This window comes from Rhodococcus sp. NPDC056516, assembly GCF_042794655.1.
Taxonomy (GTDB): Bacteria; Actinomycetota; Actinomycetes; order Mycobacteriales; family Mycobacteriaceae; genus Rhodococcus_F.
In genome coordinates, this window is the sequence record NZ_JBHTTG010000005.1 from 456286 (window position 1) to 477663 (window position 21378).

Annotated in this window: 22 protein-coding genes; 18 read left to right on the top strand and 4 right to left on the bottom strand. The window is 59.9% G+C overall.

What is annotated here, in order from left to right; genetic code table 11:
* The first annotated feature begins 176 nt into the window (after positions 1-176).
* The 9 genes from ACFQ6Y_RS18015 (at position 177) to ACFQ6Y_RS18055 (ending at position 3876) form a co-directional block, all read left to right on the top strand.
* Positions 177-641, top strand: a complete 465-nt coding sequence (locus tag ACFQ6Y_RS18015) for an Asp23/Gls24 family envelope stress response protein (RefSeq protein ID WP_378635405.1) — start codon at positions 177-179, stop codon at positions 639-641.
* Complete coding sequence (locus ACFQ6Y_RS18020) at positions 638-922, top strand: hypothetical protein (protein ID WP_378448622.1); 285 nt, start codon at positions 638-640, stop codon at positions 920-922. Before ACFQ6Y_RS18015 ends, ACFQ6Y_RS18020 begins: the two co-directional genes overlap by 4 nt.
* Positions 915-1181 carry a hypothetical protein gene (locus tag ACFQ6Y_RS18025; protein WP_378535917.1) on the top strand — a complete coding sequence of 89 codons (267 nt, stop codon included), beginning with the start codon at positions 915-917 and terminating at the stop codon, positions 1179-1181. The genes ACFQ6Y_RS18020 and ACFQ6Y_RS18025 overlap by 8 nt, the downstream gene beginning before the upstream one ends.
* 38 nt (positions 1182-1219) lie before the next feature.
* Entirely contained in the window at positions 1220-1399 is a 180-nt protein-coding gene (locus ACFQ6Y_RS18030) for a hypothetical protein (protein ID WP_230816399.1), read from the top strand.
* Positions 1392-1781: an Asp23/Gls24 family envelope stress response protein gene (locus ACFQ6Y_RS18035; RefSeq protein ID WP_378535919.1), complete on the top strand. Its 390-nt coding sequence runs from the start codon at positions 1392-1394 to the stop codon at positions 1779-1781. The genes ACFQ6Y_RS18030 and ACFQ6Y_RS18035 overlap by 8 nt, the downstream gene beginning before the upstream one ends.
* Complete coding sequence (locus ACFQ6Y_RS18040; protein ID WP_378535921.1) at positions 1778-2347, top strand: DUF6286 domain-containing protein; 570 nt, start codon at positions 1778-1780, stop codon at positions 2345-2347. Before ACFQ6Y_RS18035 ends, ACFQ6Y_RS18040 begins: the two co-directional genes overlap by 4 nt.
* A complete protein-coding gene (locus ACFQ6Y_RS18045; protein WP_378535923.1) occupies positions 2344-2928 on the top strand; it encodes a hypothetical protein in 585 nt (194 codons plus the stop codon). Before ACFQ6Y_RS18040 ends, ACFQ6Y_RS18045 begins: the two co-directional genes overlap by 4 nt.
* A 406-nt stretch (positions 2929-3334) precedes the next feature.
* The gene (locus tag ACFQ6Y_RS18050; protein WP_378448617.1) at positions 3335-3598 is read left to right on the top strand and encodes a GlsB/YeaQ/YmgE family stress response membrane protein; all 264 of its coding nucleotides are present in this window, start codon (positions 3335-3337) and stop codon (positions 3596-3598) included.
* 80 nt (positions 3599-3678) lie between these two features.
* Positions 3679-3876, top strand: a complete 198-nt coding sequence (locus ACFQ6Y_RS18055; protein ID WP_378448616.1) for a CsbD family protein — start codon at positions 3679-3681, stop codon at positions 3874-3876.
* Positions 3877-3910: 34 nt separating this feature from the next.
* Here the strand turns inward: ACFQ6Y_RS18055 and ACFQ6Y_RS18060 are convergent, their stop codons facing one another.
* On the bottom strand, positions 3911-4633 hold the full coding sequence (locus tag ACFQ6Y_RS18060; protein WP_378535927.1) for a hypothetical protein: 723 nt from the start codon (positions 4631-4633) through the stop codon (positions 3911-3913).
* A 305-nt stretch (positions 4634-4938) separates the two neighbouring features.
* Between ACFQ6Y_RS18060 and ACFQ6Y_RS18065 the strand changes: the two genes are divergently transcribed.
* The 4 genes from ACFQ6Y_RS18065 to ACFQ6Y_RS18080 all read left to right on the top strand — a co-directional run bounded on the left by ACFQ6Y_RS18065 (position 4939) and on the right by ACFQ6Y_RS18080 (position 11321).
* On the top strand, positions 4939-6900 hold the full coding sequence (locus ACFQ6Y_RS18065; RefSeq protein WP_378635407.1) for a hypothetical protein: 1962 nt from the start codon (positions 4939-4941) through the stop codon (positions 6898-6900).
* Complete coding sequence (locus ACFQ6Y_RS18070; RefSeq protein WP_378635410.1) at positions 6897-8630, top strand: ArnT family glycosyltransferase; 1734 nt, start codon at positions 6897-6899, stop codon at positions 8628-8630. The genes ACFQ6Y_RS18065 and ACFQ6Y_RS18070 overlap by 4 nt, the downstream gene beginning before the upstream one ends.
* 46 nt (positions 8631-8676) lie before the next feature.
* Complete coding sequence (locus tag ACFQ6Y_RS18075; RefSeq protein WP_378635413.1) at positions 8677-9825, top strand: beta-mannosidase; 1149 nt, start codon at positions 8677-8679, stop codon at positions 9823-9825.
* Positions 9826-10397: 572 nt separating this feature from the next.
* Positions 10398-11321 carry a UTP--glucose-1-phosphate uridylyltransferase gene (locus ACFQ6Y_RS18080; protein ID WP_378635417.1) on the top strand — a complete coding sequence of 308 codons (924 nt, stop codon included), beginning with the start codon at positions 10398-10400 and terminating at the stop codon, positions 11319-11321.
* Here the strand turns inward: ACFQ6Y_RS18080 and ACFQ6Y_RS18085 are convergent.
* From ACFQ6Y_RS18085 to ACFQ6Y_RS18095, 3 genes are all read right to left on the bottom strand, one after another.
* Positions 11315-11641: a helix-turn-helix domain-containing protein gene (locus ACFQ6Y_RS18085; protein ID WP_378635421.1), complete on the bottom strand. Its 327-nt coding sequence runs from the start codon at positions 11639-11641 to the stop codon at positions 11315-11317. The genes ACFQ6Y_RS18080 and ACFQ6Y_RS18085 overlap by 7 nt on opposite strands.
* A 261-nt stretch (positions 11642-11902) precedes the next feature.
* A complete protein-coding gene (locus ACFQ6Y_RS18090) occupies positions 11903-13339 on the bottom strand; it encodes a glycosyltransferase (protein WP_378635709.1) in 1437 nt (478 codons plus the stop codon).
* Positions 13340-13368: 29 nt separating this feature from the next.
* A complete protein-coding gene (locus ACFQ6Y_RS18095; protein ID WP_378635425.1) occupies positions 13369-14838 on the bottom strand; it encodes a hypothetical protein in 1470 nt (489 codons plus the stop codon).
* A gap of 872 nt (positions 14839-15710) precedes the next feature.
* Between ACFQ6Y_RS18095 and ACFQ6Y_RS18100 the strand changes: the two genes are divergently transcribed.
* The 5 genes from ACFQ6Y_RS18100 to ACFQ6Y_RS18120 all read left to right on the top strand — a co-directional run bounded on the left by ACFQ6Y_RS18100 (position 15711) and on the right by ACFQ6Y_RS18120 (position 21352).
* Positions 15711-17231 (top strand): sugar transferase, encoded by a 1521-nt coding sequence (locus tag ACFQ6Y_RS18100; protein WP_378635427.1) that lies wholly within the window; start codon positions 15711-15713, stop codon positions 17229-17231.
* Positions 17232-17322: 91 nt separating this feature from the next.
* Complete coding sequence (locus ACFQ6Y_RS18105) at positions 17323-18615, top strand: hypothetical protein (RefSeq protein WP_378635430.1); 1293 nt, start codon at positions 17323-17325, stop codon at positions 18613-18615.
* Positions 18616-19371, top strand: coding sequence for a WecB/TagA/CpsF family glycosyltransferase (locus ACFQ6Y_RS18110; protein ID WP_378635433.1), 756 nt, complete (start codon positions 18616-18618; stop codon positions 19369-19371).
* Positions 19368-20264 (top strand): glycosyltransferase family 2 protein, encoded by an 897-nt coding sequence (locus ACFQ6Y_RS18115; RefSeq protein WP_378635436.1) that lies wholly within the window; start codon positions 19368-19370, stop codon positions 20262-20264. Before ACFQ6Y_RS18110 ends, ACFQ6Y_RS18115 begins: the two co-directional genes overlap by 4 nt.
* On the top strand, positions 20261-21352 hold the full coding sequence (locus tag ACFQ6Y_RS18120; protein WP_378635439.1) for a hypothetical protein: 1092 nt from the start codon (positions 20261-20263) through the stop codon (positions 21350-21352). Before ACFQ6Y_RS18115 ends, ACFQ6Y_RS18120 begins: the two co-directional genes overlap by 4 nt.
* The last annotated feature ends 26 nt before the right edge of the window (positions 21353-21378 follow it).

Sequence of the window (21378 nt, forward strand, 5' to 3'; positions counted from 1 at the left end):
TCTCGCAGAAATGCGGAAACTCGGCTGCGTTCGAAAGTTGTTCGTCCGGCCGGGGCGTTGAATGTTACGGACCGTAACTAATAAATGTCAGTGATGCACGTCACTCGAATCAGGCATTCGGTTTTAGCTTCGAGTCACGACTACACAGGTAGATCGATCAACAGGAGGAGATGACAATGGTCAGCACGCAGGTTGCGACAGCATCTACGAAGGATGTTGCATCATCGAATGACTCGGCTCTGGTGAGCTCGCAAGGAAAGACGTCGATCGCCGACACCGTTGTCTCGAAGATTGCCGGAATCGCCACCAGAGAGGTGAGCGGGGTGTACGACGTCGGCGGCGGAGCATCCCGGGTGGTCGGTGCACTGCGCGAGCGGATTCCCGGCGCAAGTGTCAACCACTCCCAGGGCGTCTCGGTCGAGGTCGGCGAAAAGCAAGCAGCGGTGGACATCGACATCGTGGCCGAGTACGGCGTATCTCTTGCAGACCTGGCCACCGGCATTCGCCGCAACGTCATCGCAGCGCTCGAACGGATGACAGGTCTCGAGGTGACCGAGGTGAACATCACGGTTCACGACGTCCACCTCGACGAAGGCAGTGACGACGAAACAGGCGAGCCCAAGACCACACGGGTGCAGTGAGTTCCGAAATCGCTGACACCGTCGCTGAGGCAGTGACGGCTGTACCTGGCGTCGCATCACTTCATGCCGGAATGTTCGGCGAGGTCGGCACCTACCTTCCCGGTCGTCGAGTCGTCGGCGTGCGGGTGACGGAGTCGTCGACCGACGTCCACGTCTGCATCTTCGCCGACGCCGCCGTTCGTGAGACTGCTTTACGTATCCGACAAGCCATTTCGGGACTCGTTTCCGGCCCCGTGAACGTGACGGTGGAAGACGTAGTAGGCCGCCCGCACAATGCCTGAGCGTTCTCGTGGTACTGAACCTGATCGCCGTTCTGCACGAAGAGCGGCGATCAGGAAGCACCACCCTGATGCAGGCGGATCAGCCGCCGCGCTCAATCGAGCGCTCGAACGCATCGACCGGGACTTCGCATCCCCGATCGATGTGGGTGTCCGCACGACGCTGCGCGGCACGATTCGGCAGATAGTCAAACCCGTTCGGGCCCAGTACACCCGGGTGCGCGCTCGGCTACCGGGCGCCAAGACCTATACCGAGATCTGACTCGCACCCTTGAACATCATCCACAACGGAGGATTCACATGACCACCTCGACTGTCGGCCTTCTGGCAGGACTACTTCTCGGAGTCGCAGCTGCTGCAGGCGGTTTCACCGGATTCCTCATCGCGCTGGTTCTCGGCGTGGTCGGTTACCTCGTCGGTGGTCAGCGTGACGGTGAGTTCGACCTCGGTGTGATGCTGAAGGGTCGCGGTCGTGGCTGACACAGCTCTGCCGGAGGCTGTGCTTGGCGAGCCGGGCGAACGCGGAACGCTGACGATTCGAGACAGAGTCGCGCAGAAGCTGGTGATCGAGGCGACTCGCGGAACGCCGGGGGTGCGTCAGCACGCCGGTGGCATGGACAAACTGACCGGGCGCGAATTGCCGAGGGCACGAGTGCTGGTGTCCGGCAGGCGGGTACGAGCCAAGGTGGACATCGCGATCGAGTGGCCCGGATCCTTGTCGGTCATCGGCACCGCGGTGCGGGACAACGTGAGGGCCCAGTTGGAATCGGTCTCGGGACTGGACGTAGACGGTGTGGACGTGTCGATAGTGAGCGTTCTCCCGGCATCGACCAACGGTGATGCGGGAAGGAAAGTGCAGTGACTTCGGACAAGGTCGTACCACCTACCGCCTCGAGGGTTGCGGCTCCGGTTCCATTGGCGACGCCAGGAGCTACGTTCACCGGATTTCTGGTCGCCGCGGCGGTACTGGCGCTCGGCGTGGTCGGGATCCGAGACGTCCTTGTGGACACCGGCGTGATCACGGGGTCGCAGTGGATATCGGGTGCTTTCGAATATGTGGACGGGCTCGCCTTTCAGAGTTGGATGTTGCCGGCCGGAATCGCAGCCGTCGTCATCGGTCTGTGGTTCGTGATCCTCGGACTCAAACCGCGGCGAAAGAAAGCCAATGCCTTGGTCGGAGTCGTTGACACGTGGATCGATCCCGCAGATGTCGCGGCGATAGCGTCGGTACGCGTCGAGTCGTTGACCCACGTTCGCTCCGCTTCGTCGCACGCGACTCGGCGCAAGCTCGAAGTGAAGGCCACGGTCACACTCGATGGGGCCGCGACCGCGGAATCGGAAATCCGTGCCGTGCTGGGGGACTTGACCCAGACGCTGTCACCGTCCCCTCGAATCAAGATTCGCATCCAGACGGGGGAAAGATCATGACCCGAACGGCGACGGTGATAGATCGCGTGGCGACGTGCATCGCGGGACTGCTCTCGATAGCGCTGGGAGTCGCAGCGATCCTCTGGAATCTCGACGTGATCAAGGATCTGCCGGCGCAAATCGACATCCCGTGGGTTGAAGATCTCGGCGACCGCTCGTGGTGGCCGTGGGCTGTCGGGGCTGGTGGGGCTCTGCTTGCCCTACTCGCGTTGCGGTGGTTGATTTCTCATGTGCCACTTCGGCGGGTGAAGGAGATCACGGTTCCGGGGTCGAACTCTCACAATTCGATCACCGCGGATCTGGGTGCGGTCGCCGAAGGAGCGAGTGCATCATTGGAAGGCTTCGACGAAGTGTCGCGTGTTCGAGGAAAAGCGTTGGTCGACCGCGGAGTTCGAACAGTCGATTTGCGGGTGACCTTGAGACGGAGCGTCATATCCGGATCGGAAACGCTGCCCGAGTTGGTTTCTCGGGTCGCCAATACCGGCGATCAAGTCCAAGCGGTAGTCGGTGATCCGTCCGTCGCGACCCGAACTCGCATCGCCGTTGAAAGTGCGAAACACGATGAGCCGAGAACTCTCTGATCAATCGAGGTTTGAGCCGCCTGACGACCGGGTACTGGTAGACCTCCCCATCGCGCACAGAATCATGGATGTTGCTGTGGCACTGTGTGTCACGGTTCTCGTGGCGACTGCGACATCGATGGTGATCGCAATCGTCGTGACGCTGATCATGTGTGGGTCGGTGAGTGTTGTTCGTCGTATGTGTTGAGTAGCCAGTCGTTTTGGTTCTGTCGTGACCACCTGATAGAAAGGTAAGCAGACAATGTGGCTGCTACCGAGTGCACGATCTCCCGCGTCGTGCGGCGGAGAGTCCGGCTGTGTGCAAACACAACCCGCGATCACGGTCTAGTTGCGCGGGCCGATCGCGTGGAACTCTCCCTTCGCCGGCAGTCTCTCATTGCGCCGTCCCTTACCTCAAGGAGTCACAATGCTCTCACTCGGAATCATCGCCTGGATCATTATCGGTGGACTGGCGGGTTGGATCGGCAGTAAGATCATGAAAACCGATGCCCAGCAAGGAATTTTCCTCAACATCGTGGTCGGTGTCATCGGCGGCCTGATCGGTGGCTTCCTGCTGCGGGTCTTCGGTTTCGATGTCGAGGGTGCAGGCTGGATCTTCAGCTTCCTCACCTGCCTTCTCGGTGCCGTCATCTTGCTGTTCCTGGTCAAGGCAGTCACCGGAAAACGCTGACCCACATCTATTCCACGCTGTTCGAGTTCGACCAAATCCCACGACCAAATCTCACGGCCGAATCCTAGAAGGAGAAACACATGTCCGACTTCATCGACAAGGCAAAGCACCGCGCTGAGGATCTCATCGGCGAGGCGAAGGAAAAATTCGGAAATGCCACGGGCAACGATGATCTGGCTGCCGAAGGTGTTGCCGATCAGGGCGAGGCAAAGGTCAAGAAGGCCGGAGACGCTGTCAGTGACAAGGTCTCGGATATCAAGGACAAGTTCACCAACTGAGTGAGCTTCGGGCGCGGTTGATCGGCAAGTCCGATCAACCGCGCTTTTGTGTGTCTCCTCGGCCGTTGCGGCTACCGCGATACGCGAACTTCCGCGTTTCCGCGAGCCACTCCGGAAGCATGCGCATGTGGGTCGGCCTGTGCAGAATCGGATCGAAGGACGGCTGGAGGCAATCCGGGTGGTCCGCGACTTCGTCGAGGCAGAGGTGTCCGATCGGAATCAACTGAAGTTGGATTCTCGCAAGGTAGACGGAGAAGTGCAGAGGGGAATGATCGACGGCCGCCTTCAGCGCGGGCAGTGAAGTGCCGGTCGGGTGGACGCCGCGCGGTGTCACGATCAGCCACGCTGCGGCGCCGCCCGCGCGTGAGTACGGAACCAGTGTGCTGTATCTCGCGCCGTTCCATGAGAATGCCGGAGCGGGAAACATTTTCGAGAAGGTAGAAAGTCCTGATGTTGCGAGAAGAATGTCCCACGGGATTTCATCGGCGCCGACATCATGCAACCGAAGAGCCAGGCCGAGTACGTCTGGTAGGTCCCCCGGTGTTCCGAGTGCCTTCGACATTCGAGCGCTGACGGTAATCGTCGACGACTCCGATACCGGCCACCAGGGAGTGGCCGGTTTCAGTGTTCCCTTCAGTTCGAGCCCGTAAGGGTGGAAAGCCCTGGCCCTGCGCAGCGATGATGCGAATTGGAACGGTGCACCGATCAATGTTCCGATCGCGCTCTTGCCGACGGGGATGATCGAATTGATCGTCACGGGATCCTTATCTGAAAACTTTCCGCCTGCGAATCGCCCAGACTGGACGGACGTTCAGGCGTTTTGACGGGCTTTTTGGCGGCTTCTGTCGGCTTCCCAGTGGCGGTGATTACTAATCATGTGACGTGCCGTAACAAAAGTCTCGCCCGTCGGGATAATTAGCCAAACGCACAAATTGGTCGTTATGGTTTGTTTGTCCGTAACGGTGCGATCGGACCTGTGACCGTCGCGAACTGGCGAGATTGCTACTCGTGATTTGTGTTTGGTGATCGCGCGGAAACAAAAGATGTCGAGGAGACACATTGATGGGCCACACTCGAACTTGGCTGACGCGCGCGCTGGCAATGCCGGTGGCGGTCGCGGTTACTTTAGTGCTTCCGCTCGGCACTGTGGCCTCGGCCCAGGATTTCGAGGACGACTCCGACACTTCGGTTGTCGCCCCAGCTGTTAGCCCGATCTCCTTCACCGAACTCGGGCGGGGAACAGACATCGTGTTCTCCTCCGACGACGCGCCCGTGTTGGTGACCGTGCCGGTGCCGGACGGACTGACCGCAACTGCTGTGACCGGCATCCTGACTGCCCCGACCGACTTCAGTCGGGGGTGGCTCGAAGTGACTGCTGACGGACGTCTGGTAAGCCGCGTCGATTTCGACGCAGGGCAAGCCGGAACCGGTCTACCCATCTCGGTTCCCTTGCAAGGCCTCGAAGTAGTCGACCGAAGCGTGACCGTGTCGATGATCGCTCACCTCGTTCCCGTCGACAACCGCTGCTACGACAGAACGAGATACCAGCCCCTCGCGCTCCGGGATGCTTTTGTCGCCTACGACGGTACCGAGCAGCAGCCGACAACTGTGGCAACGTTCTTTCCTCCGATTTTGAGGAAGGCAACCATCTACGTCACGGACGGCTCGTCGGGGTCGCAGCAGAGCGCGGCTTTGCAACTGAGTGCAGCAATTGTCAACAAGTACGGAAGTCAGCCCGATGCCGTGGTGGTGGAGCAGCTGCCGAACGGCCAGAGCCTACCGTCCGCCGAGCCGGGACTCTTCGAGCGAGCTGTTGTGCTCGGCAACAGCGGGGACGCCGGCATCGATCTTGTGGCGACTCCGAATGGTTCACCTGTGCTGCGGATTTCGGGGGACGACAAGACACTCGTTCCTCAGGTCAGTCTCTTGGCGGCGAACTTCGACGGCTACTGGGCAGCTAGTAGAGCGCTTGCATCGCCGGACAACACAGTCGCCCAGATCTCCCAGGACGCGATCACCGTCGGTGAACTGAAGCTCGGAAAGATGACAGCTTCCGGTCTCAATCACATCGAGGTCGACGTCCCGTTCAGTCAATCGCAGTTGGGGCGTCCGATGAAGGACGTGTCGGTAAGAATGATCGGTTCCTATGTGCCGTTGCCGAATTCGCGCAACGGAGAGCTTTCGATATCGCTCGGGGATACGAGACTTGCCTCGCAAACGGTGAACGAGACCGGGCGCTTCGACATCGGGGTCGATGTTCCGAACGAACTCCTGCGGCGCGATTTGACGTTCGAGGTCTCGATGGACGTGACTGGCGACTTCCAGTGCGGCACGAGTAGTCCTTCTTCCCTCACCGTCGACCCGGCCAGCACCATCACCTCCTCTACCGGATTTCCGCCGACCCCAGGAGGATTCCAGGCCTTGCCGCAGTCAATGCTGCCAACGCTCGACGTCGGTTTGAGTCGAGGTGATTTTGCCGATCTCATTCGAGCTCAGCGCCTCGTTGTCGCGATGCAGCGGTTGAGCTACCTGCCGATGCAACCGCGTGTACTCCCGTTCGGCGAAGCCGCGACCAGTTCGCTGCCGGCGTTGTTGATCGCGGCGGACGGAACCCTGCCCACTCCGGTTGCTCTACCCATGGACACGGCAGATCAAGGGCTCCTGCGGTTGCAAGGCCTGGAATTCGGTGGGCAATACGGTGCTTTGCAGGTGGTTTCGGGTTCGCACAACGAAGTGGTAGCGCTGACGTCTGAAGGTAATGCGGCCGATGCCGACGCTCTGCTCAACTGGTTGGAGGGCGGGAAGGACAGATTCGCAGAACTGACGGGCGATCTACTGGTGGCGCCTGCGGGCGGAGAGCCGTTCGACATCGGAGTCAACGTCGCACCGTTGGGCACTGCGACATCCGCCGAAGAAGAGACCGGCCTGAGTGCGGTCACGATCGGCTGGATCGGATTCGGGACCTTGGTTCTGATTGCTGTGGCCGTCGGCGGTGTGCTCGTGACGAGGCGTCGAGGACAGTGACCGTCACCGATCGCCCGGCCACGTCCGTCGCGGTCCACGACCTGCCGGGCCGCAAGCCCTGGCGGATGTTTGTTGTTCTCTTCGCGATCTACACCGCGTTGGGTGTGTGGATGAACGCCGGCATCGGCTTCATCTTCACCGACTCGCTCAGCCGTGTTGCCGCGGTGTCGGCGATGCTGCTCAGCCGTGATCCGCACTTCGCGGCGATCGGATTCGTGTTCACGCCGTTGACGGCGGCCGTCCAGATTCCGATGGGTCTGTTGGGCCACTGGTGGCCGGATCTGCTGCGGTGGAACATCACTGCGGTCGTGATGTCTGCGGCGTTCATGGCTGGTGCGGTGATTCAGATACGCGGGATCAGTCGCGACCGCGGGTGTGCGCGATGGGTCACCGTCGTCCTTACGGTGTTGTTCGCCGTCAATCCGATGATCGTCATGTACGCGGCGAGCGGAATGAGCGAAGCCCCGTTCCTCTTCTTCGTTCTGTGGGCGACCCGTCGTCTGATTCGGTGGATGCGCAGCGACGACGTGCACGACCTCATCGGTGCCGGCCTCGCATTTGCACTGGCGTACCTCACTCGATACGACGCATTGGCGCCGCTGTTCGTCGCAGTGGTGCTGGTGACGGTGGTGAGTTGGCGTCGTTTTCAACCGACCGCGGAGGAGCGGGGCGAGGGCGCGGGACCTGGCTTGCGGCTCTGGGCAGCGGCACTCGACGGTGCCGTCGTGATGATGCCGGGGTTCCTGGCGTTCGTCTTGTGGTCGTTTGCCAGCTGGCTTATCACGGGCCAAGCGTTCCAACAGTTCTCGTCGGTGTACGGGAACAGTTCCATCCTCGAGCAGGCTGGGGCCGGAACCGACTCACCGATTACACGCTTTGCTTTCTCGATTACCGAAATGGCCGTACTCGGGCCGGCGCTCCCGGTATTCGCTGTCCTGGCAATCGTCTACGCACTTCGGCGGCGGGACACCGAAGTGGGCGTGCCTCTTGTGCTGTTCGGCGCGATCCTCGGCGCTCAGACGCTTCTGTACGTGATGGGCTCGACGTTTCCCCTTCTGCGCTTCTACATTTCGATCATTCCGCTGTGCTTCGTGCTGGTCGTGCTGATCGCTCCACGCGGCATTCCGGTCGTCACGCGTCGGCCGGGGGCTGCTGCGTCACGCTCGGTGACGACGTACCCCGAGCAGTCGGGACCGTCTCTGTCCCTTGTGATCTCTCTGTGCTTGCTGGTCGGATCGACGTTGGTCACGTTTGTCGCGATGGGTAATGCCCGGCTCGCAGTGCTCGAGCATTCCATTGCCAGCGCGATCATTCCGGGCCGGCAGAACCTCGAGGAGCAGACGAATCTCCGCACGTTTGCGGCCGAGCGTCGCATCGCGAAGTATCTGGACGACTTGCATCTGCCGGAGGGATCGGTTCTGCTCGACACCGTGGAGAGTTACGCCGTCGTGGCGTCCTCGAACAACCCTCGGCAGTTTGTCGTGCCCTCCGATGCGGACTTCGTGCGCGTACTGAACAACCCCGCCGAACATCACGTCGAGTACATCCTGTCGGTTCCGAATACCGGTCGTGGCGTTTCGGACGCCGTCAATCGGCGCTATCCGACGATGTACGACACCGGTGCAGGCGGGGTCGGTGCACTGGTGCTCGAAGTACCCAACGACGGCGGCATGGACCCGTCGGCCTGGCGTTTGTACCGCATCACCGGTGAACGCCAAACGGGTCGATGAGGCAATTCGTGTGGGAGGATTGTCCGTATGACGTGGATGGTTGCAGATGTCTTCTGAAGAAGTGCGTCCGCGTGAGCGTGGCGCAGTCCGGCGCCGTGTCGCTTCCGCTGTAGCCGCCGTTGTGACCGTCGCTGCGGTCGTGGGCGTGTTCACGATGCCCGCAGGCGCCGATTCTCCCGAGCAAGTTCGGGTCGGAGCGTCGTCGAACGGACTGACGCTCGACGGCCAGCCGTGGTGGCCTACCGGGCTCAATGCCTATCAGCTGGCCACTGATTGGTCGGTGAACTTCGGCTGCGGCGCCATGGTCGACCTCGACGCGTACTTCGGTTCGCTGCCACCGAACTCCGTCACACGCTTCAACGCCTTCCAGGCTCTTGCGGTGAACAAATTCTCCGGAGAGATGGATTTCGGCCCGATGGACGCGGTGTTCGACGCTGCGGCGCGACACAACCAGTTCACGATTCCGGTGCTCTCACCCCAGGACAGTGGGTGTGATGACGGGCAATTCAAGTCCAGGGATTGGTACACCGACGACTGGAAGGTCGCGAACCTGATTCCGGGTCGAGCCACCATGAGCTTCCAGGACTGGATGCACACCGCCGTCGACCGTTGGAAGAACGAACCTTCCGTCGCGGCGTGGGAATTGGTGGGGGAGCCGGAGCCAAGTCTGTGTACCGACGCGGCCTGCAATTGGTGGACGAGAACGTGTCCGTCTGATTCCGCGCAGGTGTTGCGGCAGTTCTTCGACACGGCAGGCGCCGAGCTTCGGGCGATTGATCCGAACACTCTGATCACGGCGGGATATGTCGGGGGCGGTCAGTGTGGCACTGCTGGTGACGACTACCAATACGTGAGCGAGTCCGACTTCGTCGACGTTCTGCAGTATCACGACTACGGAGCGGACGGGGTACCGCTTCCGGGCGATCAGTGGAACGGACTGGCGCGTCGCATCGAACAGGCGACGACCGTCGGGAAGCCGTTGTTGGTCGCCGAGACAGGCGAATTGGCGGGCAGTTGTGAATCACTGGCGACCAGAGCCACGAATATCGAGACAAAGCTGACGGGGCAGAAGTCAGCCGGCACGGCGGGAGCCCTCCTGTGGGCCTTCGTGCCGGATCCACGGCCGAACGAATGCACAATGGACATCGGGCCTGACGATCCACTCTTCGACGTGATTACTTCACTGGCAAGTTAGGGCACTGCTAGTAGTCCACTGGGAGTGCCGGTCAGTGGGAATTTAGATAAAGATTCGATAACAACCCAAAGTGTCGATGTTGCCGACTAGCCGTATTTCGTTCGCAACCAATGGCATTCGAAGAGATTCACCTGCGAGTAGCCGACCCTGAGCACCGGCTCGGGTGTCCGGGACCATCGATGCGGCGCCTCGAGGACCTACGTCCGGGTCAGACGGGGACGGTCCGGTCAAGGTGCAGAGCTCGGAAGTTGCGTCGTACCTGTCCCTTTGGTCAGCAGCGACGTCCCGCCGTGGTCAACGTCGAAGAACGATCACAACCGTTCGCCGCGGTAACGGGTAGTGAGCGGACCGTGGTGCCGCGCTCGCCGAAGTGACACAGCTGGCCGGTGTGTAGCTTTCGCGCGCAATGAATTCCGAATTTCAGCCAACTTGCGACGGCTTCGGCAGACCGGTAGACCTTGTGCGCAGGCTGTACATGCGATGTGAGCTTTCGGTCGTCGGAAATGAGGGGACGACCGCTTCATGCGCGTAACGGTAAGTGAGTAAACATCGCGTGAGCGGAGAGGTGAACGATGACTGGGTGCGCTGAACGACCTTTCAAGACTGCGGTGGTACCGGCTGCCGGGATGGGGACCCGTTTCCTTCCGGCCACCAAGACGGTTCCGAAAGAGTTGCTTCCCGTTGTCGATACACCAGGGATCGAGCTTGTCGCGAGCGAAGCGGCGCAGGCCGGTGCGGAACGTCTGGTGATCGTCACGGCGCCGGGCAAGGCATCGGTGGTCGGCCATTTCGTCGAGGATCTGGTGCTCGAGGGCAAGCTCGCCGCTAGTGGAAAGCACCATCTACTCGAGCGTGTGCGTCGGGCTCCAGGCCTGATCTCCGTGGAACCGGTTGTACAGGAATCACCACTCGGCTTGGGGCACGCCGTCGGTCTTGTCGAATCCGTGTTGGACGCGGACGAGGACTCGTTTGCGGTGCTGCTTCCCGACGACCTGGTTCACCCCTGCGGCGTTCTCGACGCGATGGCGAAGGTGCGTGCCGAGCGCGGTGGTTCCGTGCTGTGTGCGTTCGACGTCGCGCCGGATCGTGTTGGTGCCTACGGAGTGTTCGACGTGCAAGCGCCTGTGGAGGGCGACGATCCGGATGTGCTTGCCGTCGTCGGCATGGTGGAGAAACCGGACCCGGCGGATGCTCCGTCCACTCTCGCCGCAGCCGGACGCTATCTTCTCGACCGCGCTGTGTTCGACGCGCTCAGAAGAATCTCTCCAGGGCAGGGTGGCGAGCTGCAACTGACGGACGCGATAGCGCTGTTGATCGCGGAGGGGCATCCGGTTCACGTCGTCGTTCATCACGGCACCCGCCACGATCTGGGTAATCCGGGCGGCTTTCTGCGAGCCTCTCTCGACCATGCGCTCAGTCACACCGAGTACGGACCTGAATTGCGAGTCTGGCTCAAGGAACGGTTGGATCAGCCGGATCCGCAGTTGACCTACTGACTTGCGAGGGTGTGCGACGCGGAGCGTCTCGCCAGTTCATCGGCGAGCTCTTGCGTGCTGAGCGACGACAGAGAAATCGGCTTGTCGTCCAGGTCCGACTCTTCAGGAGTCATGTAGCCCGCCGCGACAAGAACTTCCTGAACGTGGACGTCGAAGACGCGGCACGCAGTTCTGATCGTGTCCTGCGTGGGAGGGCGTTTCGCGGACAGCCACCGACCGAGCTCGGAGGGGCGTATTCCCAGCGCACGCGCAGCATCAGCCACGTCTGATTCTTGGCGAAGTTCCAGTTGATGCTTCACCCATTGCGAAAAACCGCTCATACCGGTCATAGTGCCTGAGTGCTGCGCGGTAAGCCAGCGCCGTCTCGGCGCTCAAGGTGCTCGATGGCTGATCTGTGATCGTTCGGCAACCATTCACCGCGATTCTCGCGTATCGGCAGTTAAGTTTTGTGACTGGATTGTGTGTTTACCGCAACCGTCTAGCTGTGTGTTTTCCGTTGAAACTCGAAATCGGGTGAAATTGTGGGTGAGGCGGATCGGTAGACACAACTCACACCTGTGTAGAACGCGAGGGTTACTCGCTCACGTGTTCAGACCGTGGAATGTTTTCTCCCAGTAGGACGGGTTGCGAATCAATTGGTAGGTCCCCTTGATCGCCGCGATGCTCATCAGCACCCAGTACAACGGAGCCGTGAGACAGGCGAGGAGGAGCATCGCGTTTCGCGTTTCGCGGCACGCCACGAGGTTCATGTAGAGAACAGCCGCATTGCCGAATGCCAGCGAGATCAGGGCGGGGAAATAGACGTAGTTCGGGAAGATCTGGTGGATCACTTCAGGTTGTCCGAGAATCCAGTCCAGACTGATGAGCCAGAACACCATGTTCAAAGTGGCGACCAATGGTGTGCCGGCCATGAGAATCGTGAATCGGAGAAAGCCGATCGGGCCTAATCCTCGCCACAATTTCACGGGTTGGCGCATGTGGACGAGCCACGTCTGCAAATAGCCCTTGTACCAACGCGAGCGCTGGCGGATCCAGTTGATCGTGTCGCTGTTGGCTTCTTCGAGTGTGGTCGAATTCAAGACCGCAGTGCGGTATCCGCTCTCGGCAATCCGCACGCCGAGGTCTGCATCCTCCGTGACATTGAAAGGATCCCACGCGCCGATCTCGTCGAGGACGCTGCGTCGTAGGTGATTCGAGGTGCCGCCGAGAGGTATCGGCGAATTGCTCCGCATCAACCCAGGGAGGATGAAGTTGAACCACAGCGCGTAGTCGGCGGTGAACCACGCGGTCAACAGATTCTGAGTTCCGTTGTGGAATGCAAGTTTCGCCTGAACACACGCGGTGTTCTCGGGAAGCCTTGCGAAAGTTGCGACCACTCGCCGTAATTGGAGTGGATCGGGGGAGTCCTCGGCGTCGTAGATCGTGACAATCTCGCCGGTCGAGAAATGTAGACCGTAGTTACAGGCTTTCGGTTTGGTCCGTGGATCGGCGGCGGGCACCTTCAGGATGCTGACGACCTCGTCCACGCCGGCGGCAAGAGCAGCTTCGATAGTGACGGCGTCATCCTCCTCCAGCAGGAGCAGGACTTGCATCTTGTCTGCCGGATAATCGATCGCTCGCATGGCTGCGATGAGGTCGCCGACGACCTCCGGTTCGTTGTATGCGGGGACCAGAATGGTGTAGGTGGGAAGATCGTCGTACGAAAGAGCAAGTGCCTCTTCGTCACTGATTGTCATGATCGAGGACGCATCGAGACCCCTCGTGAACAGAATCAGCCGGTCCACCATCGCCCAGATGTATCCGATGGTGCAGATCAATGTCAGCGCGATCAGAGTTGGAACGAGGAAGAAAACGAGGCTGACGACCACCGACGCAAAGGCTGCCAACAATGTGTTTCGCTGCCACGGATAGAAGGCCACGGAGGCGGATGAGATCGGATGGCGCTCGCGTAGACCATTTATTGCATCATGCAAGGCGGCCTCCCGGTACTCCGGCGTATCCGGGTCGCCGCTGACCACGACACTGTTGGCCTGGCTTAGGTTTTCGTTCACCACGTCTGAGCCTCCACGAGTAGTCGAGCGAGTGCTTCGAGCATGTCCAGGTCTTTGTACTCGGATTCGGTGTCTTCGGTCGAGGTTTCACCACGCAGTAGTACGGCGAGCGTATTTCTACCGTTGGACGCCATCGACGGCTTCGGTTCGGGGAAGTAGGCGTCGGGTTCGTGATTGTCGACGCTGATCAGGCTGACTCGCTGCGCGGCGCCGTCGCCCCGCGTCCAGACGAAATTGAGATTGCTCCACGTGAGGAGGAGCGTGTCGTCGACGATCGTGTACATCTCGGCGACGATCCCGTGCGGCAACTCCACCGTGACGGTCGGACTGACTCGCGCGTTCTCAAGGTCGTACGTGGTCTTGCTGGGGTACACGGCGAGCGTGGAGGGCCGACGGACCTGGACGACGTCTATCTGCACTGTGCGAGGCCGCATCTGCGAGTCCCAGGCAGGATTCGGAGTGTCGGCTCGAACGGTCTGACGACTCAACTCGGAGGTACTGCCGAAGTATCGACGGGGCCAGTCGTATTCGGATACTGCTATCTGATGCCAGCCCAGAGGAACGACAAGTCGAGGATCGGTCGAGGTCGGGGGTGGACCGACGTTGACGATCAGACTTGTCGGCGGCAGCGGTGTGAAGAACATCAGTACCGCCGCGGCGAAGACCGCAAGGATGGTCCAGTTGCTCGTGGCCGTCGATGGCTTTCGAAGTGGTCGGTCGAACGGTTTCAGAGACTTTCCCCGGCGTTCGTACAGATAGAACGCGCCACCGACGACGATTGCGGTTCCGAGCGCCGGAAACAATTGCACGGCGAAAAGCGGGGCAGTGGGGTACTTCTGAATCGTGACGTAGAGAACGACCACACCGAGCGCAGTCGCGGCGACTAAGGCGATCGCGCCTCGCCTCCACGTTCGGCTGACGGCAATCGTGGTCGCGGCAGATGCGACCAGCACCATCAGGACGCTGTAGTCGAAACGTGTCCCGCCCATCTGGGTCGCGATTGCTCGATAGTGCAGCGGCGCCAAAATGATCGGGACCACCCAGATCGCCCAGTACCGATTGACCGGGCGTAGGCCGAACATCAGAATCGCTGCGCTCCAGACGAATACCCACGCCGCGATCACGTCGATATGCATCAGTTCGTAGGTCTCGGCAAAACGCGGTAGCAGGAGCGCTTGGAGCCCCAATGCGACGAAGAGGCCGATGCAGCCGACTATCTTGTCGGTCTCACGATCGTGAATAGGAAGCTCGGGGCCGCGCCTCAAGTCTGTTCCGACTGCTGCAACCAGGCACAAGAGCGGTAGGGCGAAGACGTAGCCGATGGCAGTTCCGCTGGCCGTGCTCTGCCAAAGCTTGGTCCAGGTAGGCCAGAATGCAAAGATCGTGGCGAGCGCTATCATCAACCACCGCACTGCGAGTCGCGGAATGATCCCGGACTCGGAGCGGATATCACGAATCTTCAACATTTCCAGTTCCATTCGCTTGCTACCCGACAGATCTGCGTGCGATTCGAGGCTGCGCACCGCTAAAGACCGCCGACCGACGCCCTCGGCTCGGCGCCACATGCAGACATTACTTGATCGAGACATATCGCCCACGTCACGTCGAGGCGCCGGCCTCTGAACAGTCCGGCCGGCCTTCACATACTCGTATCCCACACAGTGGGAAGATTGAAATCTTTTTTTCGGTGCCCGGCGAGGTTTTTGGCCGATCGAATGGCATGACGAGATTCTCGGTCTCCCGAACTGCTGCACATCGAAGGGCAATTCACCTTCGGATTGCAGAAAGTTCAATCAAGTCCAGCAGATTCGACCCCCGGGGACATAGGTCCCCGGAGTGCAGGGACGGTTCTCGGTTGTGTGGATTCAGGTCCAGTTACCCATGCGAAAGAACTGTGGTCAGCGCTGAGAGGCGATGTCCGCTTTGTGAGCTATTGCGGTCGTTGGGACCTAAGCCCTTGACGTTTCCGCGGATTTGCTGAATAGCTGAATTATAGCTACCTGCTGGTAACTGGAGGGGAAATTGCCTTGCGACATCGTTGCAATCGAACATGAACGATCGTCCAGCATTTGTCGGGCGCCTGCCGAGGAGAGAGATTGCCGGTTAGAGTCTTGACCTGCAACATCATTCGAATTGAACTCGGGCTCTCGAGATGTTCTCATAGTACCCACGCGGCACATGCAACGCCCCCAGATTATCAAGTTGCAATGTTGCCGATACCTAAGCGGAACATTTGCTCTTCTTCATCTTTAAGCGTGTGTCTGAGCTTTCAGGTACACATCGGAAATTCCGAAGAACAGTCGGAGCCTGGCGGCTCGCAAACGGGAAGGTTGGTCAGATGTCGGCATTGGACATGTCCATGGCGCCGTCGCTCGGGTATCAGCGTCCGCGCATCGTGCCGGACTCCCGTGCGGAGTTTTCCTCGCGTGCTGCGTGGCAGCAGCGGTACATACGCGCTCTGACAGTGACGGATTCGCTGATTGTCATCGGGGCGGTGTCGGCTGCGCAGTGGCTTCGATTCGGCGCCGCGCCGACCGCCGTCGACGCTCGTGAGCTCGGCCAGTTCAGCTATACCGGTTTGTCCATCGGTGTGGTGGTCGCGTGGCTGGCGACGTTGCAGATATTCAGGACGAGATCCGCGAGTGTGATCGGGAGCGGTCCGGAGGAGTATCGGCGAATCCTGGTGTCCGCGATGAGATTGTTCGGGGTCATCGCGATCGTCAGCCTTCTGCTCCGTCTCGATATCGCCCGGCTCTACCTCGCGTTCGCGTTTCCTGTCGGCCTTCTTGCGCTGCTGGTAAGCCGTTGGCTCTGGCGCGGGGTGATCGTGCGAAGGCGTACTCGCGGTGAGTGCCTCACATCTGTACTGGTGGTCGGCAGCAAGGATGCCGGCGCTGAACTCGCACGAAACTTCGAGCGAGGTAGCGCAGACGGGTTCCGCGTGGTCGGAGTGTGTGTGCCGGGGTTCCTTCGGCGCGCAGACGAGTCCATCGCGGTCGACGGGCGTGACATTCCGCTCCTCGGCGGTGAGGCATCGGTAGTCGAAGCGTTGGAACTGGTCGGCGCAGACACCGTTGCCGTGACGGCAACCGAACATCTCGGCTCGGATGGCATCCGAGCGCTTGCTTGGGATCTGGAGTCGCGGGATGTTGATCTGGTAGTTGCGCCCAGTATCGTCGACGTGTCGGGGCCACGCCTGTCGATGCGGCCGGTAGCAGGTCAGCCTTTGATACGGGTCGAGCGTCCGAAATATCATGGTGCGCAGCGCTTTGCGAAATCTTCGTTCGACGTGATCTTCGCGTCGCTGATACTGGCAGCAATTGCACCTGTTCTTCTGGTCGCGGCTCTGGCAGTCAAGCTCTCGAGCCCGGGCCCGGTGTTGTACCGAGCGGAGCGAATGGGACTGGACGGCAAACCATTCCCGATGCTCAAGTTCCGCTCGATGGTACAGAACGCAGACTCACAGGTGTCTTCGTTGATGGCCCAGAACGACGGGGCCGGTGTGCTCTTCAAGATGCGCGACGACCCGCGCGTCACACCTGTCGGGCGCTTCTTGCGCCGATACTCGATCGACGAGCTGCCCCAGTTCGTCAATGTTCTTCGGCGCGAGATGAGCGTTGTCGGTCCAAGGCCGCCGCTGCGTCGCGAGGTCGAGTCCTACGACGGAACAGTCAGTCGCCGACTTCTTGTCAAGCCGGGCATCACAGGATTGTGGCAGGTCAGCGGACGCTCGGATCTTTCTTGGGAAGAGACTGTACGACTGGATCTTTCGTACGTCGACAACTGGTCGCTCATGGGGGATGTCTTGATTGTCGGCAAAACATTGAAAGCGGTATTGGCCAGTGACGGCGCCTACTAGTTTCCCGCCTACCAATATCCGCAACGGCGAAATGACTGACGCTTCGTCTCTTCGGTCCCCGAGCGAATCGACGAACGATCGAAACCGGAAAATGTCGAGCGCTTCATGGGTAGGCATCGTTGCCGGTGCTGCCGCGGCTCTAACCGGAGTATCTCTGCCTGGCCTGCCCTCTACGGTCAATGCTTCGCTGCCAGTTGCGGCACTGTCTCTCGTCATTGCGTGTATGGCATCGCCGCGGGGGAGCGTGGTTCGGTTTCGCTTGCGGGCGATGGACGCTTTCCTTCTGCTGTACGTGACGGCCATCGCTCTGGTCGAGTATTTCGACGTAACCTACACGGACGCGGCCTTTTCACTGTCGACGATTCTGAATCTGGTCGGTGTACTTGCTGTGTACTTCGCGTGCCGACTGGTCGTGACGAGCACAAACGACGGTCTCCGAGTACTCGAGGGCGTCTTCATTGCCGCGATACCAGTTGCCGTGCTGGGGATCTTCCAGATGCTCGGCGGCCGCCAGGTCAGCGAACTTCTGGTGCGATTCACCATCGCGCCGGGATTGCAGGGCAGGCTTGATCTCGGATGGCCACTGCGCGCTACGAGCACTCTCGGTCACTGGACAGCCTTGGGCGGATACCTGGCCATAGCTATCGCCATCGGCTGCTATCTGATTGTGGAGGAATCGGATTCGCGGGCGATCCCCAAGCCTATGGTTCTCGGCGTTGGCATCCTCTTCGTCGCTCAGGTGTCGACATTTACGTTTGCGCCGATCATGGTCGCGATCGTGACGATGCTCTACACGGCAGTGCAGGTCAAGATTCGTTTCATCGGCCTTCTCTCTCTGGTAAGTATCGGCGCCGCGGCATATTTGCTCTTCGACGAGCAAGTTGGCGATCGACTGACCTCGCAACTGAGTACCCCGTCGAAAGACGGTCTCCCTTCGTGGATTCCCGAAACCATCAGATATCGGGTCGGGATCTGGAACAACGAGACCATCCCGGCTGTCCTGGACAGTCCGCTGTTCGGGCACGGCGCGAACGTCTACAACCGTATCTCCACAGGGACGGCGCCCTCGACGTTGCGATGGCCGTCTCCAGAATCCGAGTGGATGAGAACCGCTGTTGCCAGCGGAGTTGTCCTGGCCGCTCTGGAGGTTGCACTTCTCGCCTACGCCGCTCACAAGGTATGGACTGCCTCGGACTTGTTGGGTACCAACAACCTCCGCGCAATTGGAACGGCACTGGTCGGGATTCTCGTCATTTCTTCATTTCATTCGCATTTCAGTAGCGGCTCGGTGGCGATGATGTTCTGGATGGTCGTCGCCGTTGTTCTGAGTACGCAAAATTCTTTGACAATGTCGGGCAAGAACAACTTTGGGCGGGTCAGTTGAATGGATACCATCGATCTGTGGGGAATACGCGTGAAACCCTGTGCGCCCGATGATGTCATCGAATGGATCAGGAACAATCAGGGTGAAAAGAAGATTCTGCTGAACCACAATCTGCACAGCACGTATCTCCACCTCACGAACGACAAGTTTCGCAGTCTCTATTCCAATTCGGATCTGACTCTGATCGACGGGATGCCGATACTGGCGGCCTTGGCAATTCGCAGATTTCGGAGACAACAACCGTCACTGAGCGCTTCGCAACGCTGTGGTTCGACGGACTGGATCCCACTGGTCGGTCACATAGACGACGGAATTCGTATCGCGGTCATCGGTGCCAGCGCGAGTTCCAATTCATCCGCTGTGGAAGCAATTTCGAAGATGGTCGAACATGGTGAAGTTCGAGGATGGTGCGGATACGAGGACAAGGAAACCCTGATTTCCGAAGGCTTCGAGTCCCTGCACACGTTTCGACCCGATCTCGTACTGATCGGATTGGGTATGCCGATCCAAGAAGAGTTTCTGCTCGAGCACTGGGATGCATTGCCCGCCGCGGTATTCGCAACAGTAGGCGGGGCTATCGATCAACTGTCCGGACAGCAGCGCCTGGCCCCTCGGTGGACAGGCAAGTTGGGTATCGAATGGCTGTGGAGGCTGGCTTCGGATCCGAAGAGGCTCGCGTCGAGGTATCTGGTGGAGCCATTCAAGCTGTTGCGTGTGACCGTCGAGTTTCAGTTCGAGAGACGAGGAATTTTGTGACCGGTGGAGTTAACGATCAACTTGTCACCGTCGTCATTCCGTCGCTGGGGCGAAGTGAATTGGTTCGCACGATCGAGAGTGTTCGGAATCAGACTCACCGCGATATCGAAATCATCGTTGTGCTGGATACCGCCGTGGACGAGGGCGGCACCGCAGTCGGTGCCGACATCGTGCTGACCACCGGGGGTGGTCGAGGTGCTGCAGTAGGAAGAAATATGGGAGTCACTGCAGCATCCGGACGCTACGTCGCGTTTCTCGACGACGACGACTGGTGGGAAGAAACCAAGATTGAGAAGCAGATCGCCAGTATGACTCGACAATCGACCGAGTTTTCTTACACCGCAACCTACTTTCACTCAGGAAACGTGGTCCGTACGCTTCCGCTGACTCCGTACCGGCAGGGTTCGTCGATGGGAGACTACCTTGTCTTGCGGCCTGGGCTACGGCACGGACACGGATACGTGCAGTCGAGTTCGATCATCTTGACCCGCCGACTCGCCCAACTGGTCGCCTGGGACGAATCACTTTCCAAGCATCAGGATTGGGACCTGGTGGTTCGGCTTGAAGAAGAAGTAGGCGAGAGGGTGTCATATGTCGACGAGCCTCTCGTTCACGTCCAACAGGCCAGCAAGAGTTCAATCTCGACTGTGCGGAATTGGAGGCGAAGCGTCCCGTTCTACGACAAACATGCGTCGTCGTTGGGGAAGACGGCGAGAGGCGACTTCATCGCCACTCAAATACTGAGATCTGCACTGGCTGCCGGCGACGGGCGGGGGATTGTGTACGCAGCAACCGGGCTTTCGAAGTCCCGTGTTCACCCGGCGGCGCTGATCGTCTCGCTCTACGGTGCGGTCGAGTTCGGAAAGAGGCTTCGTCAGCGGGTGGCATCGTGAGTCGACAAATTGTTGTGTGGGATCCCAATCCCTTCAATCCCTACGGAGTGGAAGTTACGCGTGTGATCGCGGATTCGCACGGGTCTGTGCTTCGCTTCGGCAGGCGTGGACAGGCGATCACCCACGGTCTGGTCAAGTCGATCGGTCTTCTCCCTCCGCCCGCAGTTGGCTCTCGCAACATCTGGGTGCTGGTGCAGTACCTGGCGGGGCTTCTTGCATTTGTCGTCTACGCAATCGTTCGGCGCCCACTCGTGGTGGTTTGCTGGATGAATTCCGAGCCGGAACGAAGAATCATTCGTGGCCTTCAGCTTTCGGGATGCCGAACGCTGGTAGTCGTACACAATCCCGTCAAGAGTCGGGACGATGCGGACGATCACTCGATCATCCGTTCCATTCGTTCGGGCGCGAGCGGCTTGTTGGTTCACGACTCTTCGCTCCGCGCGGGAATCGGAGAGCATGCGAACGTCCTCGTCGCCGCTCACCCTGCTTACCTTGCGTGGTCGGAGTCCACTGAAGGAGCGATGCGTCTACCTCGAGACAGTTCGTCGGCAGCCCTCTATCTCGGAAGTGCTCGCGTAGACAAGGGATTCGACGTGTTGCCAACGCTGGCGGAGAATCTCTCTGATCTGAACATCAGGCTGCAATGTGCAATCGGCAGGCTGACGTCGAGCGAGAACGACCTTCTGCGTAAGTGCGAGAACATCGACGTTCTGGCCGAACCGTCTACGCATATGTCGGATGTGGACGTGCGCCGATACATGGAGTCCTCGTCCGTGTTGGTGGCGCCTTACCGGGATGTCACTGCGTCCGGAACCATCTTGATGGCACTCACGGTGGGATTGCCCGTAGCCGCCTTCACGTCGGACGTTCTCCTCGAAATGCTTCCCGCCGACAGCCTTGCCGATAGCGGAGACACGAGAATGCTCGCTGATTGTGCTGCCCGAGCAAGCGACGCGGACCGCGCTGCTGTTGCAGAAAGCGCTCGGAATCATGACATCCGCGCGACGCGGGAGTGGGCCCTTGCTGTCAGCACGGTGCTCGACGAGACGATTCCCGGTGTCCACTCCGGGGAGGTCGCGAATGTCTGACGTCAAGGTTGTCAACTGGAATCCCA

Coding starts and splice junctions, on each gene's coding strand:
- ACFQ6Y_RS18015 (WP_378635405.1), top strand. CDS start 177: ATGGTCAGCACGCAGGTTGCGACAGCATCTACGAAGGATGTTGCATCA.
- ACFQ6Y_RS18025 (WP_378535917.1), top strand. CDS start 915: ATGCCTGAGCGTTCTCGTGGTACTGAACCTGATCGCCGTTCTGCACGA.
- ACFQ6Y_RS18030 (WP_230816399.1), top strand. CDS start 1,220: ATGACCACCTCGACTGTCGGCCTTCTGGCAGGACTACTTCTCGGAGTC.
- ACFQ6Y_RS18045 (WP_378535923.1), top strand. CDS start 2,344: ATGACCCGAACGGCGACGGTGATAGATCGCGTGGCGACGTGCATCGCG.
- ACFQ6Y_RS18050 (WP_378448617.1), top strand. CDS start 3,335: ATGCTCTCACTCGGAATCATCGCCTGGATCATTATCGGTGGACTGGCG.
- ACFQ6Y_RS18055 (WP_378448616.1), top strand. CDS start 3,679: ATGTCCGACTTCATCGACAAGGCAAAGCACCGCGCTGAGGATCTCATC.
- ACFQ6Y_RS18065 (WP_378635407.1), top strand. CDS start 4,939: ATGGGCCACACTCGAACTTGGCTGACGCGCGCGCTGGCAATGCCGGTG.
- ACFQ6Y_RS18075 (WP_378635413.1), top strand. CDS start 8,677: ATGTCTTCTGAAGAAGTGCGTCCGCGTGAGCGTGGCGCAGTCCGGCGC.
- ACFQ6Y_RS18080 (WP_378635417.1), top strand. CDS start 10,398: ATGACTGGGTGCGCTGAACGACCTTTCAAGACTGCGGTGGTACCGGCT.
- ACFQ6Y_RS18085 (WP_378635421.1), bottom strand. CDS start 11,641: ATGAGCGGTTTTTCGCAATGGGTGAAGCATCAACTGGAACTTCGCCAA.
- ACFQ6Y_RS18095 (WP_378635425.1), bottom strand. CDS start 14,838: ATGTTGAAGATTCGTGATATCCGCTCCGAGTCCGGGATCATTCCGCGA.
- ACFQ6Y_RS18100 (WP_378635427.1), top strand. CDS start 15,711: ATGTCGGCATTGGACATGTCCATGGCGCCGTCGCTCGGGTATCAGCGT.
- ACFQ6Y_RS18105 (WP_378635430.1), top strand. CDS start 17,323: ATGTCGAGCGCTTCATGGGTAGGCATCGTTGCCGGTGCTGCCGCGGCT.
- ACFQ6Y_RS18110 (WP_378635433.1), top strand. CDS start 18,616: ATGGATACCATCGATCTGTGGGGAATACGCGTGAAACCCTGTGCGCCC.